This is a genomic window from Hymenobacter sp. HD11105, assembly GCF_054051685.1.
Genome location: NZ_JBSWBR010000002.1, coordinates 901,642 through 923,418, shown reverse-complemented (window position 1 = coordinate 923,418; position 21,777 = coordinate 901,642). Strand labels below are relative to the sequence as shown.

At 54.7% G+C, this 21,777-nt stretch carries 14 protein-coding genes; 5 read left to right on the top strand and 9 right to left on the bottom strand.

All coding sequences use genetic code 11. From position 1 onward, the window contains the following. Nucleotides 1-75: 75 nt before the first annotated feature. The 3 genes from ACW9KT_RS10050 to ACW9KT_RS10040 form a co-directional block, all read right to left on the bottom strand. Nucleotides 76-1,248, bottom strand: coding sequence for an MFS transporter (locus tag ACW9KT_RS10050; protein ID WP_457079893.1), 1,173 nt, complete (start codon nucleotides 1,246-1,248; stop codon nucleotides 76-78). Between the two features lie 124 nt (nucleotides 1,249-1,372). Continuing rightward, nucleotides 1,373-2,647: an erythromycin esterase family protein gene (locus tag ACW9KT_RS10045; protein WP_457079891.1), complete on the bottom strand. Its 1,275-nt coding sequence runs from the start codon at nucleotides 2,645-2,647 to the stop codon at nucleotides 1,373-1,375. 371 nt (nucleotides 2,648-3,018) lie between these two features. Beyond that, the gene (locus ACW9KT_RS10040) at nucleotides 3,019-3,738 is read right to left on the bottom strand and encodes a pirin family protein (protein ID WP_457079889.1); all 720 of its coding nucleotides are present in this window, start codon (nucleotides 3,736-3,738) and stop codon (nucleotides 3,019-3,021) included. Nucleotides 3,739-3,910: 172 nt separating this feature from the next. On the opposite strand from ACW9KT_RS10040, the gene ACW9KT_RS10035 reads away from it, so the two are divergent. Together ACW9KT_RS10035 and ACW9KT_RS10030 are read left to right on the top strand one after the other, a co-directional pair. Further along, nucleotides 3,911-4,411, top strand: a complete 501-nt coding sequence (locus ACW9KT_RS10035) for a peptide deformylase (RefSeq protein ID WP_457079887.1) — start codon at nucleotides 3,911-3,913, stop codon at nucleotides 4,409-4,411. Nucleotides 4,412-4,541: 130 nt separating this feature from the next. Continuing rightward, nucleotides 4,542-5,072 (top strand): GNAT family N-acetyltransferase, encoded by a 531-nt coding sequence (locus tag ACW9KT_RS10030; protein WP_457079885.1) that lies wholly within the window; start codon nucleotides 4,542-4,544, stop codon nucleotides 5,070-5,072. A 164-nt stretch (nucleotides 5,073-5,236) separates the two neighbouring features. Here the strand turns inward: ACW9KT_RS10030 and ACW9KT_RS10025 are convergent, their stop codons facing one another. The 4 genes from ACW9KT_RS10025 to ACW9KT_RS10010 form a co-directional block, all read right to left on the bottom strand. Next, complete coding sequence (locus tag ACW9KT_RS10025) at nucleotides 5,237-6,040, bottom strand: helix-turn-helix domain-containing protein (RefSeq protein ID WP_457079883.1); 804 nt, start codon at nucleotides 6,038-6,040, stop codon at nucleotides 5,237-5,239. A 225-nt stretch (nucleotides 6,041-6,265) separates the two neighbouring features. Further along, nucleotides 6,266-8,509 (bottom strand): DNA helicase RecQ, encoded by a 2,244-nt coding sequence (gene recQ, locus ACW9KT_RS10020; protein WP_457079881.1) that lies wholly within the window; start codon nucleotides 8,507-8,509, stop codon nucleotides 6,266-6,268. A 351-nt stretch (nucleotides 8,510-8,860) separates the two neighbouring features. After that, nucleotides 8,861-10,723 (bottom strand): alpha-amylase family glycosyl hydrolase, encoded by a 1,863-nt coding sequence (locus ACW9KT_RS10015; RefSeq protein WP_457079879.1) that lies wholly within the window; start codon nucleotides 10,721-10,723, stop codon nucleotides 8,861-8,863. A gap of 244 nt (nucleotides 10,724-10,967) precedes the next feature. Further along, complete coding sequence (locus ACW9KT_RS10010) at nucleotides 10,968-12,152, bottom strand: THUMP domain-containing class I SAM-dependent RNA methyltransferase (protein WP_457079877.1); 1,185 nt, start codon at nucleotides 12,150-12,152, stop codon at nucleotides 10,968-10,970. 170 nt (nucleotides 12,153-12,322) lie between these two features. On the opposite strand from ACW9KT_RS10010, the gene ACW9KT_RS10005 reads away from it, so the two are divergent. Then, nucleotides 12,323-13,729, top strand: a complete 1,407-nt coding sequence (locus ACW9KT_RS10005; RefSeq protein WP_457079875.1) for a sugar MFS transporter — start codon at nucleotides 12,323-12,325, stop codon at nucleotides 13,727-13,729. An 85-nt stretch (nucleotides 13,730-13,814) separates the two neighbouring features. After that, nucleotides 13,815-14,849, top strand: a complete 1,035-nt coding sequence (murB, locus tag ACW9KT_RS10000; protein ID WP_457079873.1) for a UDP-N-acetylmuramate dehydrogenase — start codon at nucleotides 13,815-13,817, stop codon at nucleotides 14,847-14,849. A gap of 200 nt (nucleotides 14,850-15,049) precedes the next feature. Here murB and ACW9KT_RS09995 read toward each other — a convergent pair whose 3' ends face one another. Both ACW9KT_RS09995 and ACW9KT_RS09990 read right to left on the bottom strand, forming a co-directional pair. Further along, a complete protein-coding gene (locus ACW9KT_RS09995) occupies nucleotides 15,050-17,464 on the bottom strand; it encodes an endonuclease MutS2 (RefSeq protein ID WP_457079871.1) in 2,415 nt (804 codons plus the stop codon). Nucleotides 17,465-17,685: 221 nt separating this feature from the next. Then, complete coding sequence (locus ACW9KT_RS09990) at nucleotides 17,686-18,486, bottom strand: DUF547 domain-containing protein (RefSeq protein WP_457079869.1); 801 nt, start codon at nucleotides 18,484-18,486, stop codon at nucleotides 17,686-17,688. 336 nt (nucleotides 18,487-18,822) lie between these two features. Here ACW9KT_RS09990 and ACW9KT_RS09985 point away from each other — a divergent pair, with 336 nt between their 5' ends. Beyond that, the gene (locus tag ACW9KT_RS09985; RefSeq protein WP_457079867.1) at nucleotides 18,823-21,771 is read left to right on the top strand and encodes a TonB-dependent receptor; all 2,949 of its coding nucleotides are present in this window, start codon (nucleotides 18,823-18,825) and stop codon (nucleotides 21,769-21,771) included. Nucleotides 21,772-21,777 lie beyond the last annotated feature (6 nt).

The following is a 21,777-nucleotide window of genomic DNA, read 5'->3' as shown; positions in this document are numbered from 1 at the left end:
CTTATAACATCAAGCAATAAATCCTAGCTAAGATAAAGTCTGTCGAATAACTGAGCTTTGTGTTGTTTAGGTAGCCTAGGCCCGAAGTCGTACTGCAGCTAAATAACTGGCTACTCCGAGGGCCACAACGGCTGTAACTCCGAACGTAAGGCTTGGCCCGCCCCACTGCCACAGCAGGCCAGCGCCAACGCTGGCACCTAACGCGGCCAGGCTGCTGAGTCCGGAGAAGGTACCCAGCGCCGCCCCGGTATCGGCTTTGAGGCAGAGGTTGCTTACCCAGGCTTTTCCAACACCTTCCGTGGCGGCGGCATACATACCATACAGGCCAAACATAGCAGCGAAAGCCCAAGTGGTGTGCGCTAACGCTACGCCGCCGTACACTACTGCAAAGAGCAGCAAACCAGCTACTAACAGCCGGCGCGGGCCCACCTTATCGGCGAGGTGGCCGAGGGGCCAGGCGCTCAGCACGTACACGGCATTGTACCAGATGTAAAGGCCCACCACCGTTGCATCGGACAGGCCACGTTGGCGGGCGAGCAATAAAAGAAAGGCATCAGAACTGTTGAATAAGGCGAAAAGCACCAAGGCGCCCACCACTTGCCGGTATGATGGCGAAGCTACTCGCCAGTAGCCGAATGAGGCCCAGAACGGTTGAATCGGACGATTTGAGGGTATGGCTTGCCGCTCTTTGAGCAAAAAGGCAATACCGATGGCCAGCAAACCAGGCAAAAAAGCAATTAGGAATAACGGGCTAAACTCGCCGGGTCGCGCGGCCAGCCAAACCAGCGCGACGGCAGGACCGAAAACGGCCCCCAGCGTATCCATCGACCGATGAAAACCAAAGACCTTCCCTTTGTTTTCCGGCGTGGTTTCGTCAGACAAGAGAGCGTCGCGAGCCCCGGTCCGCAAGCCTTTACCCAGCCTATCAATAGTGCGGGCGAGCAGCACCCAAACTGGCGTGGCGAGGATAGCCAACATGGGTTTGGAGATGGCGCTGAGTCCGTAGCCCCACTGCACAAATGGCACCCGTCGGCCCAGTCGATCGGACCATTGCCCGAAATAGCCTTTGCTGAGGCCCGCTGTGGCTTCGGCTACGCCTTCCAACAACCCAATGAAGAATACCGAAAACCCGATTGACTGCAAGTAAAGCGGCATAATCGGGTAAAGCATCTCACTAGCCAGATCGGTGAAGAGGCTGATGAGCGAGAGCAACCAGACGGCGCGGGTGATATAAGAGAAGCGGCCCATTAACGCGTATATTTTTTGCGCCAAATGGGCCACAAAATGCCCCCCAAAGGGGCACACCGCTAGCAACCAGAGGCTGAAGCCTTAAATATAAGCCGGATTCAACCTAGCAAACTCTTGACCTACCTCATGTTCCCCAAGGATACAAATCTGGCGGCTCGTTGCCTTTCACGGGTGTTTCCAGCGGGTTTAGGGCTTGGGTTTGGTCGATGAAGAGGAAGGCGTCATAGCGCTGCGGAATAATGGAGGGCACATAGTTGCCGTAGCGCTCCATGCTCGGGTTATAAACTACGCCAATAGCGCGGTGACCAATGGAGCGCTTTAAGCGCTTATTATCGCGCAGCTCTCTGGACAGCAGCAGCTTATCGGTACCACCGTCGGAGTGCAGAATTTGCTCCCAGCTACCATCCTGAGCGGGGGGCACCTTCATCTTTTGAATAGGCGCGCCCCAGCGTGAAGCCGCGATAACGGAGCCTTCATAGGAGCCAAACCCCACGATAAACACGTTTTCTTCGCCGTACGCCTTACGCGCCAGCTGACCCACGTTTACCTCGCCGCGATGCGCCATATCGGTGTAGCGGGCGTCGCCCACGTGGGTGTTGTGCTCCCAGATGATGGCCTTGCTGCCGGAGCCGTGCAGCTGAAGCAGGCGGTCCAAGGTTTGGGCCATGTGCCGGTCGCGGATGTTCCAGGATTCGGAATTGTCGCTTACCATGGCGCGGTAGTACCGCTCGCCGTTTAGTGCCACCAGAGCGTGCTGCTGGGCCACAAAAAGCTCCTCGCTCTGAGGCACGCCCTCATTGGTGAGTTCCTGCATGTGCCGCCAGAGGCGGTTGGTTTCGGTGCGGCAGTTGTCGGAGGCGCGGGCCACGGCCAATGCATAGGCTTGGGCATCGTCGGTGTAGGGCTGGAAGCAGCGGTGGGCACGCTGGGCCGCTTTCAGCACCTCATCGTTGGTGTCCTTCAGATAAGGCATTATGTCCTCCAGCGCTTCCCACAAGCAGTACACATCTAAGCCGTAGAACCCAACTTTTTGCCCCCCAGTGGGCTGTTGGTTGTAACTATTCAGCCACGTTACTAATGAGGCTACTTCGTAGTTGCCCCACATCCATGTGGGCCAGCGGTTGTAGTGGCGCAGCAGCTGCACGGCCGCGGCGTTGTCTTGCTGGGGGCCTTTGATAAAGGTATTTACACGGTACGAGTCGGCCCATTCGCCTTCCACGGCAATAAAGTCGAACCCTTTTTCTTGAATTAAACGCTTGGAAAGGGCGGCCCGCCAGTTGTAGTACTCAGCAGTGCCGTGTGAGGCTTCGCCTAGCAAAACCACGCGCTTATCCCCTATTTCGCGCATCAATATATCCAAGTCGGCTTCGGAGCGAAGCGGGTGGTGAGGGAGTTGCATAGTAACTGGTTTTTGGGGTACGATAAGATTAGTAAGCACCGCCAGCGACCGATCGGCATCATTCGTTGTGGGTGGAGCAGATGCTTTTTTAGAGCTGGCAAGTCGATTTTCGAAGGCCAAGAGAAGCAAGCACATCAGCAACGTTGCGACCACTACCCACCTGTTTGTTTTCAGCCTTCTCATGGCGCTCTATCCTGAAGATTAAGCCAGCAAAATCAAGGGTTTTACTTTTTTATGGGTCTCTATGTTGCTGTAGCGCTTGAAGAAACCCTTCCCTTGTTCTGCTCAAGGGGGCCGGTAGCAGCTCTATTTTGGCCAAAAAAAAGCCGGACTACTTAGTAGTCCGGCTTAGGAATCAGGGAGTTTAAAGCTTAATAATTAGCCTCATTCGCTGGCAAGTCGATCAAGATGAACTGCGCATCTTTTTCGGCTCTAATCTCGACCACGTGCTCATCGGTCAGGCGGGCCTGGTCGCTGGGCCCGATTTCGGAGCCATTGACGTAAATAATGCCCTCCCGCACGTAAATGAAAGTATTTCGAATAGGGAATGTCTTGAAGGTAATCGTCTTTTCAGCTTTAAGATTAGACCAGTAGATGGTAGAATTGGAGTTCATGTATACCACATCTTCCAGCACCTTTTGCCCCGACACCAGCGGAATCAGCTCGTTTTTGGTGTCGAGGAAGTCAATATCTTTCTGCTCGTAACTGGGGCTCAACCCTTTCTGATTCGACAAAAACCACAACTGATAGATTCGCAAATCCTTATCGGTCTCGTTGCGCTCCGCGTGGGCTAAGCCCGTGCCAGCCGTCATGCGCTGCACCTCCCCTTTTTTGATGACGGCCTTATTGCCCATCGTATCCTCGTGGGTTACTTCACCATCGAGTACTAGCGTCACTATCTCCATTTCGGAGTGCGGATGCTGCGGAAAACCCGACTGGGGGGCAATTGTATCATCATTGAACACGCGCAAGGGGCCAAACTGCATGTTATCCTTGTCGTAATAATCGGCGAAGGAGAACAGGAAGTAGCTGCTCAGCCACTGTACAGGTGCGGCGTGGTGGCGTTCGGTGGCAGGAATGTATTTAAGCATAGGGAGCTATGTTGGGTTGTAGACCAATACATCGGCATACGCGAGGCAGCACAGGTAAGTTAACTCTACGGCTGTAGACTGCCGCTGGGGGGCTTTATGCTGATAAAGTCCCCCCCAGCGGCGACCTACGGCCAATAGTTCAGGAAAGACAACTAATGCTTTTATTAGGGCCATGAAAACCATAGCCGATATTGTGCTGCTGGGTGACCCGCGCCTTTATGAGCAGTGCGCGCCCGTGCTCCAGGAAGAGCTGCCGCTGGTAGCTGAGTGGGTTGCCGATCTGCACTCCGTAATGGCCGACATCAGAGCAACTTATCATTTTGGCCGCGGTATTGCTGCCCCGCAGATTGGGGTGATGAAGCGCTTGGTCTACCTGCACCTCGACGGCCAGCCCCACGTCCTACTCAACCCCGAGCTGGTAGACTTAAGTGAGGCCACTTTCGAGCTCTGGGACGACTGCATGAGCTTCCCTAATCTACTGGTGCGCGTGCGCCGCCATCAGCAGGTAACGGTGCGCTACCGCGATGAGCACTGGCAGCCCCAAACCTGGACCGTGCAGGATGGCATCTCGGAGCTGCTGCAACACGAATATGACCACTTAAACGGCATCCTGTGCACCATGCGTGCTATCGATCCGCAGTCATTTCGCTGGCGCCCCACTCCTGCTGCTTAGCTATTTTGAATCAAAAATGAGCGCGGAATTGAGTTGAGCTAATGTCTCTTAGGCATGGGAGCAACGGGAATTCTAATGCAAGAATCAAAATGCATTGGCACTGCCAATTTCATTTAATGAGCCGATCCAAATGATACATTTTGACCACTACACAATTAGGCTGCTCACGCCGGCAGATTTGGGGGCCTTTTTTCAACTGGTACGGAAGAATCGGCCGCGGCTGGAAAACTTCTTTACGGGCACTGTTTCCAGAACAAAAACCCTAGACGACACTCGAGCCTTCGTGGCAGATATCACCCAGCGTGCCGCTGCCCGGATCTACTTCCCCTATCTGATTATCGACACAGCAAACAACCAGATTGCCGGCTTCCTGGACCTCAAAAACATTGATTGGAACATCCCAAAATCGGAGCTGGGCTGCTACATCGACGCAGATTATGAGGGTCAGGGTCTTACCACCAAAGCGTTCTGTCTGTTTTGTGATCACTGCTTTCAAGTATACGGCTTCAAGAAGCTGTTTCTGCGCACTCATCTGAGCAATATGTCAGCGAGGCGAGTGGCGGAGAAGGCTGGCTTCGAATTAGAAGGAACCCTGCGCCGCGACTACAAAACAACCTCCGGCGAGCTTGTAGACCTACTTTACTACGGGAAACTAAGCTAGCGCTACTGTAGCCACGACGCCCTAAAACATTAAAAACAGAATTGCCAGAAGCAATAACCTTGTTTCAACCCGCCTAGGCTAACGCCTACCCGCAAACAGCAAGAGGCACGAACCCAATGGATTCGTGCCTTTTACTGTACTAACGACAATTGAAAGTGTCGCCTTTATGCTTTCTTCAACGTGGTCATCTGCTGCTGCAAATCCAACACAATGCTGGCCAGACGGTTGAGCGAGAGGTCGGCAATGGGGAACGTGCTGCTGATGTAGGCTTTAGCTTCCCAGATTTCGAGCACATCCTCCACGTCAATCTCGTAGGGCGAGTACACGGGGTTGTCGGAGTGCAACGTCAGCATGGCGCCTTGCTTGAGGCGGTTGAACACGCGCTTAAACACGATGCCTTCCTTGGCGCTTACTACCACGCAGGGCGTGCCGTCTTTCAACGTCAGCCAGTCGTCTACGTAGCGACCCACGATGACGGTACCCGAGGCGATAGGCAACATAGAGTCACCTTCAATCTCAAAGGCGCGGTAAGTACCACCAGAGCCCAGCATGGGCAAGCGGAACTTCGGCAATTCCTCAATGAACTCAGCATCAGCGTAGCCATTGAGATAACCGGCACTGGCCTTTAAGGGCACCAGTTCAATGTTTTCGTTCTGTTCTTTGTCAACGGTAAGCGCCAGTACGCGCAGACGATCGGCGGGGCGGGGCGGCTCAGGCGTTTGCAGAGAAGGCTCGAGTTGGCGCAGAGCGGCCTTAGCCACGCTCTTTTTGCTAAAGTCAGTGGTTACCAGCGCGTCCAGCGTGATGCCGAACAGACGAGCCATGTTCACGAGGGTCGTGAGCTTGGGTTCGGCGCGGCCTTCCTCGTAGGCACCTACCAATGAGCGTTTTATGCTTAGCTTCTCGGCCATTTGCGCCTGGGTGAGGCCCAGCTCACGGCGCCAGAATTTTAAGTTCGTGTTGATCATCGCTAAAAAGAGGCGGGAAAGGCTTCGACATCAAAACATTACCGGCTCGTGAAATTAGCAACAAGCAAGCAGCTTTACTAATTCAATTAGCTATTATTTTTTTGAAAGTTTACAGATTGTCAGTGAAGGAATGAAACCCATGTTCCCCCCATTTCTTCTCTAGATGACCCAACTCAGCACCCACAAAAAAGCCCCCCACAATTACTGCGGGGGGCTTTGTATGAATTACGCTTCCCGCAGCCGCTTTTGATAATGTACGGCCAGGCGCAGTTTGAAGTAATCATGTTTTTCGCGCAGGTGGTCGAATAAGTCACGCAGCAACGGCTCGCCGCCGAGCTGATCACGGGCGGTTTGAATTTCGGCAAACTCATCCATCGTCAGAAACTCCTCCAAGCGAATCTGATAGCCTTTGGCATACAGAGTTTCAATGTGAGCACGCACGGTGCCCGTACTCAGACTGCGGCGCTCGGCAATAGCCTCGACGCTCAGGCCTACCCGGTGCAGTTGGAAGGTAGTTTCGTGCGTGTCACCTACTTCGCGCTTGCGTGGAGCAGGCGTAGAGGGCATTTCTAGGACTTCACTCAGGTCAGCATTCGGATAAACGGCACTGCTTGCCTCGGGTGCCCCTCCGCCCCCGTACTCCAGAATTTCCTTGATAAAGGCCTCACCATAAGTCTCAAACTTCTTCATGCCCACGCCCGAAATAGCCAGCATAGCCACCCTTGAAACCGGCTTTTCGGCGGCCATTTCCTCCAGCGTAGCATCTGTGAAGACAACGTAAGGCGGCACGTTCTGCTCATCAGCAATACGCTTGCGCAACTGCCGCAGGCGCTCATACAACTTGGCCGTAGCATCGGCGGGCTTGGTAGCCGCCTGAGCAGCTTTACGACTTGCTTTAGTAGGCTTTTCTGCCTTCTCAGCGGGCTTAAATTGCTTGAGCGGCAACTGACGCTGGCCTTGCAGCACTTCTTTACCTAGCTCTGTGATTTTCAGCGCGTAGCCTTCCTCGTAGGCAATGTAGAGTAAGCCGTCGTTGAGCATTTGGTGCACGTAGCTGTACCAATCCAGGTAAGCCAAATCGGCGCCGGCACCGTAGGTTTTTATCTGGTCGTAGCCGCCAGACAGCACGGCCTGATTGCGCATACCACGCAGCACATCGATGAGCAAGCCAATACTGGCCCGCTCCCGCATCCTGACTACCGCTGACAAAGCTTTTTGAGCGATAAGCGTGCCGTCGAAAGTGGTGGGCGGATTGCGGCAGATGTCGCAGTTGCCGCAATCAGTAGCTAACACCTCACCGAAGTAGTTGAGCAGTATTTTACGGCGGCAGCTGGCAGCTTCAGCAAACTGCTGCATGCGCTCCAGCTTTGTAAGATTGAGTTGGGTAAGATTAGGGTTATCCTTGGTAAGCATCTCCCGCAAACTCATCACGTCGCTGAAGCTGTAGAAAAGCAGAGCCGTGGCATCGGTGCCGTCGCGGCCGGCGCGACCAATTTCCTGGTAGTAGCCTTCGATGTTTTTGGGCAGATTATAGTGAATCACCCAGCGCACATTGCTTTTATCGATGCCCATGCCGAAGGCGATGGTAGCAATAATCACCTGTAAGTCATCCTTCAAAAAGCCTTCCTGCACCGCTGAGCGCTGGTTGGGCGTCATGCCAGCGTGGTAGTGGCCGGCCCGGTACCCTTTAGCTATCAGCTTTTGCGAGAGTGTTTCGCACTGCTTGCGCGATAGGCAATAAATAATGCCCGGCTGGTCAGGGTGGCGGTCCAGAAACTCCAAAATGCCCCCCACGCGGTCTTGGCCGGGGCGCACGATGAGGTTGAGGTTAGGTCGGTCGAAGCTGGCCGTGAATACCTGGGGTTCACTCAGGCGTAATTGTTGCTGAATGTCGCGCTGCGTGAGGCGGTCAGCAGTAGCAGTAAGGGCGATGATGGGCACCTGCGGAAATTGCTCCCGTAGGAGGCGCAGCTGGGTGTATTCCGGCCGGAAATCGTGGCCCCAGGACGAGATACAGTGCGCCTCATCGATGGCAAACATGCTGATTTTGAGGCGCTGCAAAAACTGTAGAAAACCTGGTGAGAGCAGCTTCTCGGGGCTGACGTACAGCAGCTTGAGGTAGCCGCTCATACAAGCCGCCCCGATGTTATTCTGCTCGCTTTGCCCGATGCTGCTATTGATGCCTGCCGCCGCAATACCGTTCGCCTTTAGCGCTTCCACCTGGTCTTTCATCAAAGCAATCAGCGGTGACACGACCACGCACACGCCCTCGCACACCACGGCCGGCACCTGAAAGCAAACTGACTTACCACCCCCGGTCGGCATTAGCACCACCGTATCGCGCCCACTTAGAATAGAAGAGATAATCTCTTCCTGCATAGGGCGAAACGCGTCATAACCGTAGTATTGCTTTAGGACTTGCCGAGCAGATTCTAAGGTCGGCGAATAGGTTTGGGGGGCAAATAACATTCTGTAAAAATACGCTAGCTAAGCGGTAGTTGAAAGGTAAACAGCCGGATAAAACGCTGCCCTTAACGCGCCGTGGCGCTGGCCCTTTCGGGTTAGTAAGTAGGAAACAAGGGTAGTAACAACCACAGGCTAAGGCAAAGTGCCGCTAATCCTTACAAGAACTTCAAAAGGGGCCCGGGGGCTTTTTTACAAGCTAAGGCCAGATTGTGTCTGACTCAAACATCATCTAAAATGGCTGTCATCTTTACGCAAGAAGGACCTTAGCGCACCAGATAAGTCGTTGCTACAACGTGTTGGTACGATAAGGTCCTTTTTGCGGTACGCTAGATCAAGGATGACAGATGGCTGGAATTAACGCATAAGCTCCAGTACCATAGCGGTTTTAGCGGGCACCTGCACGGTGGCAACGCTCGCTAAAGTCTCGTTAGTGAGAACATTACGCGCTTTGGTGAAGCCGCTCATACGCTCCGAGAAGCGCGCCGTGGGCATAGCAATAGGCTTATCGGTAGAGTTCGTAGCGACCATTACCGTGCCCTTGTCGTCGTAGCGGAAGTACACGTAGAGGCCATCCTGGGGCAAGTACTGCATGAGCTTGCCGGAGTGTAGCACGGGGTGGTCGCGGCGGTAGGTGGCCAGGGTGCGGACGAATTGGAAGGCTTCGTTTTCCTTGGCCGTGCGACCGGCAGCCGTGAATTTATCCTGCTTGTCGCCCGGCCAACCGCCGGGGAAGTCTTTGCGGACTTCGGCGTCGGTTGGATTTTTAAGGTTCTTCATCAGAATCTCGGTGCCGTAGTACATCGACGGGATGCCGCGGGTAGTCAGCAGCCAGGTCAGGCCCATCTTGTACTTATCATAATCCTCACCCACTACAGACAGGAACCGGTCGTGGTCATGGTTGTCGAGGAATGTGACAAACTTGGTTGGATCCTGAAACACTGCGTCTTGCGCCAGCGCTTCGTACATACGCTGAGGGCTACCGTCGTGCTTCAAGCCATCAACCATGGCGCCTTCCAGCACGAAGTCGAGTGCGCCAGGCTGGTTCGATTTGAACTTGAAATCGATGTTGTTGCGCACGTAGTAGGCCTGATCCACTACGTTATTCACCGATGACTCCCCGAAGATGTGAATGCGCGGGTATTCGGCGAGCAGAGCCGCGTTGCAGCGGTTCATAAACGGTTGATCGTTATACATGTACGTGTCAATGCGCCACGCATCTACCCCAAAGTTCTCAACCGACCAGATAGCGTGCTGAATCAGGAAGTTAGCTACGTAGGGGTTCTCTTGGTTCAGGTCGGGCAGGAAGGGTACAAACCAGCCATCGAGCGTCACCTTGCGGTCAATCTGGGAAGAGTACGGGTCGGTGATGGGCTGCTGGCGGTAAGAGGTGTTGGTATAGCTCGGCCACTGGTGCAGCCAGCTTTTCATCGGCAGATCCTCAATAAACCAGTGCATATTGCCAATGTGGTTGTAGACAGCATCTTGCACCACCTTCATACCGGCCGCGTGGGCTTTTTCGACGAAGTCTTTGTAAGCTGAATTGCCCCCCAGGCGGCGGTCTACATTGTAATGATCGGTGAAGCCGTAGCCGTGGTAAGAAGCGCGCATAGTGCCGCCCTCATTGGTCAAAGGCTGATTGTTTTCGATGACGGGCGTAAACCACACCGCCGTGACACCTAAGTCTTTGAGATACGGCAGGCGCTGAGTAGCACCGACCAAGTCACCGCCGTGACGCAGGAAGCCGTTGCTCCTGTCATGGTTTGGGTCGCGCATGTCGGCAAACTTGTCGTTGCTCGGGTCGCCGTTGGCGAAGCGGTCGGGCATAGCCAAGTAGATAAAGTCGGCCTGCGTGACGCCTTGGCCTTTCGGCGAGTTGTCACGGGCCTTTAGTTCCCACGCTTGCGTGACGGTCTGGGGGCCTTTTTTGCCGATGATCTGCACCGTGCCGGGCTTGGCGCTACTCGCAATAGTCAGGTCCAGAAACGCGTAGTTTGGGTTCTCAACGGTGTTGGTTTTCAGAAGCTTAACGCCTGGATAATTGACACTGTAAGTCAACGTTCCGGCATTGGGGCCATACACGAGCAGTTGAAGCTTGGGCTCTTTCATGCCTACCCACCAGTTGGTGGGGTTTATGCGTTGGATAGCCGGTGTTTGCGCAGCCACCCATAGCGGCAGAAGCAGTACCAGCAAGAGCAGGTTTGAATAGAGTTTTTTCATGTTGGACGGTGGGATGGTGGGTTGGATCGAAGTGGAACGTACTGACTGACAATGTTAAGCAAAACAGCAGAACGTCAGGCAGAGTATGTGGCGCACCTAGCATACAAATGTTGTAATGCTAGTATATTCAACTAACCCGTCATGCAGAGCGGAAGCGAAGCATCTCGCGTGCTGACGAGAGAGTACTAACCTCACTAAACACGCGAGATACTTCGCTGTGCTCTGCATGACGGGCTTATGTAAGTTACTCTGGCCGCGCTGCTCGGCGTGAGCCTTGGTAGAGTTCGTACTTCAGTAGACGGCAGTCAATGGGTCCGTTGAAGAGCGGAATGCGGCGAGAGGCTTTTAAGCCTACGCGTTTGGCGGCGTCCAGATTGCCCGTGAAAATATAGGCGTCATAGCCCTGAAAGTTGGATTTGAGGGTGTCGCCGATCATCTTGTACAACTCGGCCATCTGCTCCTCTTCGCCGATGCGCTCGCCGTAGGGAGGGTTCATAATGACAAGACCAGAGTCCCCTTTGGGAGCTTTGGCCTCGCGCACGTCGCGCACCGCCAGCCGGATGTAATCTTCGAGGCCCGCGGCTTCCACATTCTGACGAGCCAGCTCCAGGAACTCGGGCGAAATATCAGAGCCACCGATATAGGCTTGGGGCTCCTCAATCTGGGCATTGCGGGCGTCGAGCTGTACCGATTCCCATAAGGCGCGGTCAAAATCGGGCCAGTTCTCGAAGCCAAATTTGCCTTGATGATATAGGCCCGGCGCGATGCGCTGGGCAATAAGCGCCGCTTCCGTCAGGATGGTACCCGAGCCACACATGGGGTCAATGAGCGTCTTCTTACCATCCCAGCCGGTGAGCAGCAAAAGGCCGGCGGCCAGCACCTCATTTAGCGGCGCGGCATTGGTCTGCTGCCTATACCCGCGCCGGTGCAGCGACTCGCCCGAGGCATCAAGCGACAAGGTCACTTCGTTGTCCAGCATGTGCAGATGTAGGCGGATGTCGGGCTTACTTACATCTACGCTGGGTCGCGAGCCGGTGCGGTCGCGAAACTGGTCCACGATGGCATCCTTGGTCAGCTGCGCCACGAAAAGGGAGTGCTCGAACGTGGATTTATTGACCACCGCCGTGATGGCAAAGGTTTGGTCGGGCTGGATGTAGCGGCTCCAGTCTACGCGGCCGACTTCGCGGTATAGGGCTTTTTCGTCGGGGGCGTAAAAGGCAGCGAAGGGCTTTAAAATGCGCATAGCCGTGCGGCACCACAAGTTCGCTTCATAGAGCAACTGCTTATTGCCCATAAACTCGATGGCTCGGCTGTGCACCTGCTCAATTTTGGCCCCCAGCTGCTCTAGTTCTTGAGTCAGCACATCTTCGAGGCCAAACTGCGTGGTAGCCGTCATGAAAAAAGGTTCGTCGCGGCGGTTGTCGGCCATGGGGGCATTTTTTAGGTTGTGAAGGGCAAAGGTCGGGAAAAGCGACGTCAGAATGATAACTCCTCATTAGTAGCCTATAGCTGGTCGCTCTGACGGCGCATTAGTATTCTAACAAGCTTCGCCCACTATTTCTATCTTTAAGGCCCACAACTTTCCCCTTCTCGCCCGCAATGGCTGCTCCTACTACTTCCTCCTCTCCCACCACTACCGACGCTGGCGCCACCAGTCGTAGCTACGTCGTGCCGATGATGGCCATGACGGCTCTGTTTTTCTTATTTGGGGCCGTCACCAATTTCAACGACGTGCTCATGCCTTACCTGAAGGACGTGTGCCAGCTCACGGACTTGCAGTCGTCGTTGGTGCAGTCGGCATTTTTTGGGGCTTATTTTCTGATGTCGCTCCCAGCCGGCTTTGTGCTGAAGCGCCTAGGATATAAGAACGGCATTGTGCTGGGGCTTTTGGTGATGGCCTGTGGCGCGCTGCTATTCGTGCCAGCAGCCAACTCGCGTACTTTCGCTTTGTTTCTCACTGCTTTAGGACTACTTGGTGCCGGCATTACGCTGCTGCAAGTGGCAGCTAACCCTTATGTATCGGTGTTGGGGCCGGCGCGCAATGCGGCGGCGCGGGTGAGCATCGTAGGAGTCGCCAACAACTTTGGCGGCGCCTTGTCGCCCCTAGTTGGCGGCTTGATCTTGTTTGGTGGCTCAGTGGCACTCAAAGCCCAGCTAGCCGCATTGCCGGTAGCACAGCGCCTGGATCAGGAGGCTCAATTAGTAAAAGGTCCTTACCTAGGTCTGGCGGCTTTTCTGATGGTTTTGGCCGGAGTGTTTTTCTTGTTGAAACTACCCGAACTCGAAAGCTTGCCCGCCGAAGAAACGGCCCCTAGTGCGGATGGCCAGGTTACTACCCGTACCAGTGCTCTCAGCTTTCCACACTTGGTGCTGGGCGTCGTGGCTATTTTCGTGTATGTGGGCGTGGAAGTTGGTTTAGGCTCGTTTTTGATTCGCTACGGCGAGTCACAGGGAATTCGGCAGCTTAGCGACTTCACCCAAAGCTTAGTGCAAGGGCTGAATGTAGCTACCAACTACGCCTTGGTTTTCTTTGGGCAAGAGCCGGCGCCCATCGACACCTCGGGGGGCTTTACCAAAGCGGTGGGTGCGGTGCTGGTGTCGTCCTACTGGTTTGGCTCCTTGGTAGGCCGGCTGGTGGGCATTCCACTATTGCTCCGTTTTAACAACCGTGGTATGCTGATAGCAGTGTGCGCGGCTGGCGTAGCACTGGTTGTTGCTTCCATTCTGACCACCGGTGAGGCAGCTCTGTGGCTGATTGTCTTGTGCGGGTTGTGCAACTCCATTATGTGGCCGGTCATTTTCCCTTTGGCTATCAAAGGCTTAGGACAATTTACTAAGCAAGGCTCCTCTTACCTCATCATGGCCATTGTGGGTGGCGCAATCATCCCGCCCCTCATGGGCTGGCTGGCCACCGACGGCGGCGGACTGCGCGTAGCCTTTGTAGTACCAGCACTTTGCTACGCGTATTTGCTGTACTATGCCGTGAGTGGCTATCGGGTGCGCTAAGTAGCCTCAGTGTTTTAGGTGTTGGGGGGCTTTTTTAGCAGCCACGGCACTACTTTTACTGCCGAATCACCTTTTTGCTTTTCGTATGGCTTCGGCTCCCCTTCTCGACCACGACGTTTCTCTGCGCGCCTACAATACCTTCGGCATTGACGTTAAGGCCCGCTTGTTTGCCCGCTTCCGCAGCGTGGAGGAACTACGTGCTTTGCTGGCATTGGCCGAAGTGCAGCAGGCCGAAAAGCTGATTCTGGGCGGCGGCAGCAACCTACTTTTTACCCAAGATTTTGGGGGCGTAGTGCTCAAGAACGAGATTCAAGGCCTCGAAATCATCGCTCAGGACGAAGAATCTGATACCGCCTTGGTGCGTGCCGGCGCCGGCGAATCATGGCATGGCATGGTGCAGTATACCTTGCAGCAAAATCTAAGTGGTATCGAGAACTTGTCGCTGATTCCGGGTACGGTGGGCGCGGCGCCGTTGCAGAATATTGGCGCCTACGGGGCCGAGTTGCAGGATACCTTCGATCATCTGGAAGCACTAGAAATCACCACCGGCCGCCTGCGCACATTTACCCGCGAGGAGTGCGGCTTCGGCTACCGTGAAAGCGTGTTTAAGGGTCCGCTCAAAAACCAGTTTATTGTGACCAGCGTGGTGCTGCGCTTACAGCGTAAGCACCAGCTCAATATCAGCTACGGCGCCTTGCGCACCACCCTCGCCGATATGGGCATCGAGGCCGACCCCACGCCCCAAGACGTGAGCGAGGCCGTCATCCGCATCCGCCGCAGCAAGCTCCCCGACCCTGCTCAAATCGGCAATGCCGGCAGCTTTTTCAAAAACCCCGAGATTTCTCAGCACCGCTTTGACGAGCTAAAGGCCCAATACCCAGATATACCCGGCTATCCCGTGCCCGGTGGCGTAAAAGTGCCCGCCGCCTGGCTTATAGAACAGTGTGGTTGGAAAGGCCGCCGCTTCGGTCCCCACGGCGTGCATGAGCACCAAGCCCTAGTATTAGTAAATCATGGTGGCGCCCAAGGAGCAAATATTCGGGATCTGGCCCACGAGATTATTGCCTCAGTGCGGGAAAAGTTTGGCGTAGAACTGCACCCTGAGGTGAACATTATGTGAGATTAGTTTGAACTACAAAAAAGCCCTCCAGGGATTCCTGGGGAGCTTTTTTGTAAACTATATTTCAATAAGGCGATCATGCAGCGCAAAGCACACGACCAAGTAAGACTAGTAACCCCTCATCAGCACACGAGAGAGACTTTGCGCTACGTGATAACCTAGTGAGAGAGGCTGGCTTTATAAAGGAGCCATAACGCCGCTTATTTCAATACCGCCACCGTCGCTCCGTCGCCGCCGCGTTCGGCGTGCTCATCCGACACGCTGGCTACGGAACGCACGGAGCGCAGGTAGTCACGAGTGATTTGACGGAGTACGCCGTTACCGCGGCCGTGCACGAACTTGATTTCGGGAATGCCGAGCATCACCGCATCGTCGACGAAGGCCATTACTTTCTGCAGGGCGTCTTCGGCACGCTCACCGCGCAGGTCGAGGTTGGGGCTGAAATTGGCCATGCGGCCGGTCATGTCCATGCCTGAACTTTGGGGGGCATTTCGTTCGGCTTTTTTCTCCCGCTCCTTTATTTCGGCGCGACCCAGCTTTTCAAGCTGCGAGATCTTGACAATGGTTTTCATGCCGCCGAAGGACACCTCCGCCGTCTTGCCTTTCACGCTCATGATTTCCCCGTAGCCATCCTGCCCAATAAGTGCCACTTTATCACCCGCCTTGAGGGTAGCGGCATCGGCAGTTTCGCGGGTAGCACGGGCTTTGGGCGGCTCAATTTGCAGCTCTTTTTTTACGTAGTCGTCCAGCTTCTGGCGGGCCTGCTTGGTTTGTTCCTTATCGGCTTGGGCCGAGCGGATTTCCTGGATAGTGGCCTCAATTTGCTGGTTCGTATCCTTGAGCAGCAGCTTGGCTTTGGCCTTCGCGTCGCGCAATACGTCGAGGCGAGTGTCTTCGAGGTGACGCTTGAGGTCTTGATATTCCTGGGCAGCTTTCTTGAGGCGACGCTCCTGCTTTTCGGCTTCAGCGGTGCGCTGCTCCAAGTCAGATTTTTCCTTTTCTAGGCCTTCCAACAAGCGGTCGTAGCGGATTTTGTCCTTACCCACGAGTTGAGTAGCGCGCTCCACGAGTTGAGCGGGCAAGCCAATCTTACGGGCAATTTCAATAGCAAACGAAGAACCTGGCTTGCCGATTTCCAACCGGTACAGCGGCTGCAAACGCTCCGGGTCGTAGCGCATAGCTCCGTTCACGATGCCGGGCGAGCGCTCAGCATAGTTTTTCAAATTGGTGTAGTGGGTCGTAATCACGCCGTAGCTGCGGGCCCGGTTGAGCTCGTCGAGTACAGCCTCGGCGATGGCGCCACCCAACGAGGGCTCGGTGCCGGTACCAAATTCATCAATGAGCACTAAGCTTTTCTTGCCAGCAAAGAGCAAGAACTGCTTCATGTTCAGCAAGTGCGACGAATAGGTACTCAAGTCATTTTCCAGGCTTTGCTCATCGCCAATATCCAGGAAAATGTCTTCAAATACGCCTGCTTCGGAGCCGTCGCCAGCCGGGATGAGCAGGCCACTCTGCAACATGTACTGCACCAGCCCCACGGTCTTCATGGCCACGGATTTGCCCCCCGCATTTGGTCCCGAAATCAGCAGAATGCGCTGGTCGGGGTTCAGATCGATGCTCAACGGCACCACTTCACGGCGTGTTTCCTTGGGCTGTTCCCGAAACGTGAGGTAGAGCAACGGGTGACGCACCTTCTGCCACTTGATCAGCGGGCGGGGATGCAGCGTTGGCAAAGAAGCTTCCAAACGACTCGCCAGCAATGCCTTAGCCCGGATAAAGTCCAACAAGCCCAAGTACTGATACGCTTTGCGCAAATCCGGAATATGGGGCCGCAGCTGATCGGTGAGCTGGGTAAGAATGCGGATGAGCTCGCGCTGGTAGGCGTTTTCGAGGTCTTTGATGTCGTTGTTTAACTCAAATACCGCCTCTGGCTCGATATAAACCGTCTGACCTGAGGCCGACTCGTCGTGAATTAGGCCTTTTACGCGGCGCTTGTGCTCAGCAATAACAGGCAGCACTAACCGCCCCCCACGAATGGTGGGCTCGGCGTCGCCGGGTATCCAGCCTTCGGTTTTGGCGTGGCGCAGGATGCCAGCAATCTGCTTGCGCAGCTGGCCCTGACGGGCAATCAGCTCCTGCTTTAGCTGCATGAGCAGTGGTGAAGCGTTGTCGCGCACTTGGCCTTCGTCGTCCACCACTTTATCCAGCGCCAGCAACAAGTTGCGGTCAACCTGCACGCCAATGCCTAACAGACGCAAGGTTGGGTAGAGGGTTTCCTCGGCGTGAGTAAAGAAAGTCAGGGCTTGCCGAATGGTGCGCAAGCTCATTTTAACGGCGAAAAAAGCCGTCACCTCCAAATAGGAACCAGGGATGCTGGCGCGCACCAAGTGCGGATGCACGTCGTGGTAATGCTGGCTGGGAAAGTCGGCGCCCGACTGAAGCAGGACGCGGAACTCGTCGGTTTGGAGCAACAGCTTCTGGAGTTGGTCGTGCTTGGTCTGAAACTGCATTTTGGCCACAAAATGACGGCCTAACGCACTCAGACACAAGGAGTCCAACATTTCACGCAGCTGCGCGAATCCTATTTTATGTTCGAAATTCTGAGGTAATAGCAAAGAAAAAGCAGCAGTTGCTGTCTATAAAGTAAGAGTAGGATGCGAAGATAAACATCAGCAGACGGCAGAAAGATTCGTGCACTGCATTATAGAGATTAAAATGCGAGCTGATAATCTAGCTACTAACTGATACTGTGTACTTTAAGCAATAAGAAACGGCTCATAAAAAGCCCCCCAGCAATGCGCTGGGGGGCATTTGAAATACAACCAACAGCAGCTGTTTACTTCTTCTGCTCATTCACCGACCAATCGTAGGCCATATAAGTCAGCGGCGCGTCGGGACTGATTTTCTGGGTGGCGTAGCGGTTGATAGTCTTTTGGATGGTGTTATCATCCTTGGCGAAGTCCTTGGGATAGAAGTTGAAGATGCTCGACACCTCGGGCTTGTCGGCGGGGGTGAGCTTGTTCTTCGTGGGGTCGTTGATGAAGTTAGTGGCCTGGTCTTCCAACTGCTCGTTGAGGCGGGCGGCCACGTAGGCCTCGCTGCGCAGCTTGGGGCACGACATGGCGGCGCACACCAGGGCAAAGTGAATGCGCGGCTCGTCGAACTTCTTGCGGACGATGCGCTGCTCAATGTCATTAAGCGTGTGTTTCTCGTCGCCAAGACGAATAAAAGGTTGGTCCCAGACCGTATTCACTAGAGTTTTGTCGCCACCTAAATCTCGAATACTCTTGAGCGGATACGCCCGAATGACGCGCTGAATGGTGAAGGCGTTGTAGGCGTTTAGCCAATACGCTAGACGCTCAGGCTCACTCCACTTGTCGTTAGGCAGGTTGTCGCTGAGTGACGTTAAATATGTGTTGAGCGCGGCACTATCGGCCTGAAAGCCAGCGTAGTCTACCATACCCTGCTCATTTACGTGCTTTTTCAGAAGCGCATCCCAGGACTCGTGGCTCACGGGGCGGCTGTCTTTGGAAGTAGGATTGAGCGGAATTAAATAGCGCACGTAGGCGCAGCCGCTTTGGCAGGCCGAGGTAAACAGCAGAAGGCTAAATACTGCCAAACGAAACAAAACTCTCATAGAAATGAAGGGAGAAAGAAAGCGAGATACAAAGCTTGGCGGACCTACGAAAAACGCCCCCAAGTGGGTTGACTGCCGTAAAGTAAAGGGTTAATTTCAGGTACTTGTTAATGGGTGGGGGCCGCACAGCCGTACGTAAGACAGCTATAACTAAGCTCCTCTTTTGTTGTTTGTTTTCCGCGTAAGTCAGCAACTCTCGGAGTAGATGAGCGAGTATGCGCTACCGTTGAGTAGACGCCTGCAAGCACCTGTTTAATTTCTGTTGCAATCCGCTCGAAGCTTGGTCGCGTAGTTTGTCTCTATCCACGCCCAGTTGGGCTTTTTTCTCCCCCTTATATGCATCTTACTTCTACCCTTTATCAGCGGTTGTTACCGGGCGCGGCCCTTGTGTGCCTCGCTGCTGCACCTTCGTGGGCCCAGGATACTGCGGGCCGCGTGAGTGGTCAGATCCGCGACGCGAGCGGGCAAGCGCTGCCCGGCGCTACTGTGGTACTACAGCCTTTAGGCAAAAGCACCGCCACCGATGCTCAAGGTCAGTTTGAACTGACTGGCGTACCGGCGGGTACGTACACGCTTACGGCCTCGTTTCTGGGCTACCGCACCGCTACCCAAACCGTCAGGCTCGATGGCTCGCAGGCTGCCGTAGTAAACGCGACCCTGGCCGCCGACGCCTTAAACCTCAATGACGTCGTCGTGACGGGCACCTTCAACCCGCAGACCAAGCTGGAAAGCTCAGTGGCCGTCACTACGCTCACCAATCGGCAGATTCAAACGCGCGTGTCGCGAGGAACGGCCGACTTACTCATGGCCGTGCCAGGCTTTCGGGTCAACTCCGACGGTGGCGAGGCCGCCAACAGCGTATCGCCCCGCGGCTTACCGTCCAATGCGGAGGCCGGCTTTGGCTTTTTACAGCTTATGGAAGATGGCTTGCCTATTCTGGAAGCTGGCTCCTTGACGTTTGCCAAAACCGACATTCACTTTCGCGTCGATGAAACCATCGACCGGCTGGAAGTGGTGCGGGGTGGCTCGGCGGGCATCTTCGCTAATAACGCGCCCGGTGGCATTGTCAACTTCCGAAGCAAAACCGGCGGGGGCGAGAAGATAGGCGGTATCATGCGCCTCACCGGTGGCGACCAGGGTTTTTACTCCGACCGTAAAGGCCTGGCCCAACTCGGTGGCTTACAGCGCCTCGATGCCAACGTGGGCGGACCTATTGCTGGCACACCTATACGCTTCAATATCGGTGGTTTTTACCGCTACGATGTAGGCGTGAAGTACGCGGGCTTTCCGGCCAACGTGGGTGGCGGCGTAAAAGCCAACGTGACTTATAATTTGAAAAATGGCTACGTAAGGCTGTACGGTAAGTATTTAAATGATAAAGTAGCCTACTACACCAGCATTCCCTACCAAAACCTAAACGACCCCGAGCGCATTCCGGGCGGGCCCGACCTGCGGCGGGGCACTATGTACTCGGAGTTCCAGCGGCGCACCAGCATTCCGAATCCGTTTAGTAATGGACAAGGCAGCCTGAACCGGGATTTGGCCAACGGTCAGCATACGCGCTACAAGGCCATCAGTTCCGAAGTGTTCTTCGAATTGGGCAACGGTTTCACGCTCACTGACAATGCTCGTCTGCTCGACGCCAACCTGACTACCGATGGCGTATATGATATTCAGCCGCCCGTGCCCGGAACCGCTTTTGCGGCTCAGTACCGCGCCTTGGCTCCTTTTGGAGTCCAAGTAAATTCGCCCCGCTTTTCCTATGCCGACGACCCCACGAATGCAGCCATTGATATTGCCAATCTCAACGGTAACGGCTTAGTAAACATCGCTGGTATCTTTCCTGATGATAAGCCGGCTACCAATGCTATTAACAATTTGCGTTTGCAGAAAACAGCCGGGCAGCACCAGCTCACTGCCGGTTTTTACGCCAGCCGCTATACTATTAAGGAACGCCTGAGCTACAATCTGGTAGTGCAGGAAGTAGCCGACCGGCCCCGCTTGCTCAACTTAAGCTTTCCCACGGCCGGACCTTTGTTTGGCGGACAGCCCATTGAGGTGACCAACAACGGCTTTCTGTTCTACAGCTTTGGCGATGGTATTTTGTTTAACTCAACCAATACCACCCAAGTGCTGAGCTACTATGCTGGCGACGAGTGGAAAATCAGCGACAAACTACGCTTGGATGGTGGCATACGCCTAGAAACCACCCACGCGGAAGGCAGCTCGCCCAAAACGACTATTCTGAATAATCCGGATGCCCGCTTTACACCTTTTCTGGGTGCACCTTCGGCCGCTAACCGCTTCGCTGGCTCCAACGGCGGCCTCGACGGGCAGTACCGGACCTTCTACGACAACCGTTTCCTACAGAATACTAGCGACCTGCGCGAGTGGAGCTTTCGCTTCCACACGGTAAATTATTCGCTGGGGGGCAATTATAAGTTCTCCGACAAGGTGGCTACGTTTGCCCGCTACAGTAACTCCGGCGTAGCGCCTTCCAACGACCAGTTTGCTTACGGCGCTGACCCAAGTGATGCTACGGGCAACACCACCTTGCGCGGCGGTGTGCAGCGCGTGATTCAGGCCGAAGCAGGTGTGAAAGTAGCGGCCGACAAGGTGAGTTTGTCGGTGGTACCGTTTTACAGTGAAAACAACAACATTCCCTTCACCATTCAGCTTTCCAACCCCAACGGAGGCTTCACGCTAACGCAGGAGCGTGGCAAAGTAGACAACCTGGGGGTAGAGTTGGAAGGGACTTACTCGCCCGTAACTGGCCTCACCCTGCGCGGCATCGGTACGGTGCAGCGCCCCCGCTTCGTCAGCTTCAACTTTGTTGACAATAAAGGCACGAGTACTAACCCAACTGACGACGAGGTAATCGACTTTAAAGGCAACCGATTGGAAGATACGCCCGACTTACTGCTAGAGGGCGGCGCCGAGTACAGCTTCAAGGGCTTTGATGTATTTGCCAACTACCGCTGGTTTGGGGATCGATACGCCAACAAGCGTAACACAATTGAGTTGCCTTCTTACGGAATCGTATTTGCCGGCCTTGGCTACAACTTCGGCGGCACGCTTCAGGGCGTACAGGTACGCGTGCAGGCGTCTAACTTGTTCAACACCTTAGGCTTTGGCGATGCAGCGGCCCGCAACGGGGAGAATCTGTCCAAGGAGCTTCTGGAAACCGTAGAAGCCAACGGCCGTACCCGCGCCGAAAACAGCTACAACTTAGTTCGCCCCATCTTGCCCCGCAACATCACAGCCAGCGTCGGATATGTATTTTAATAAATA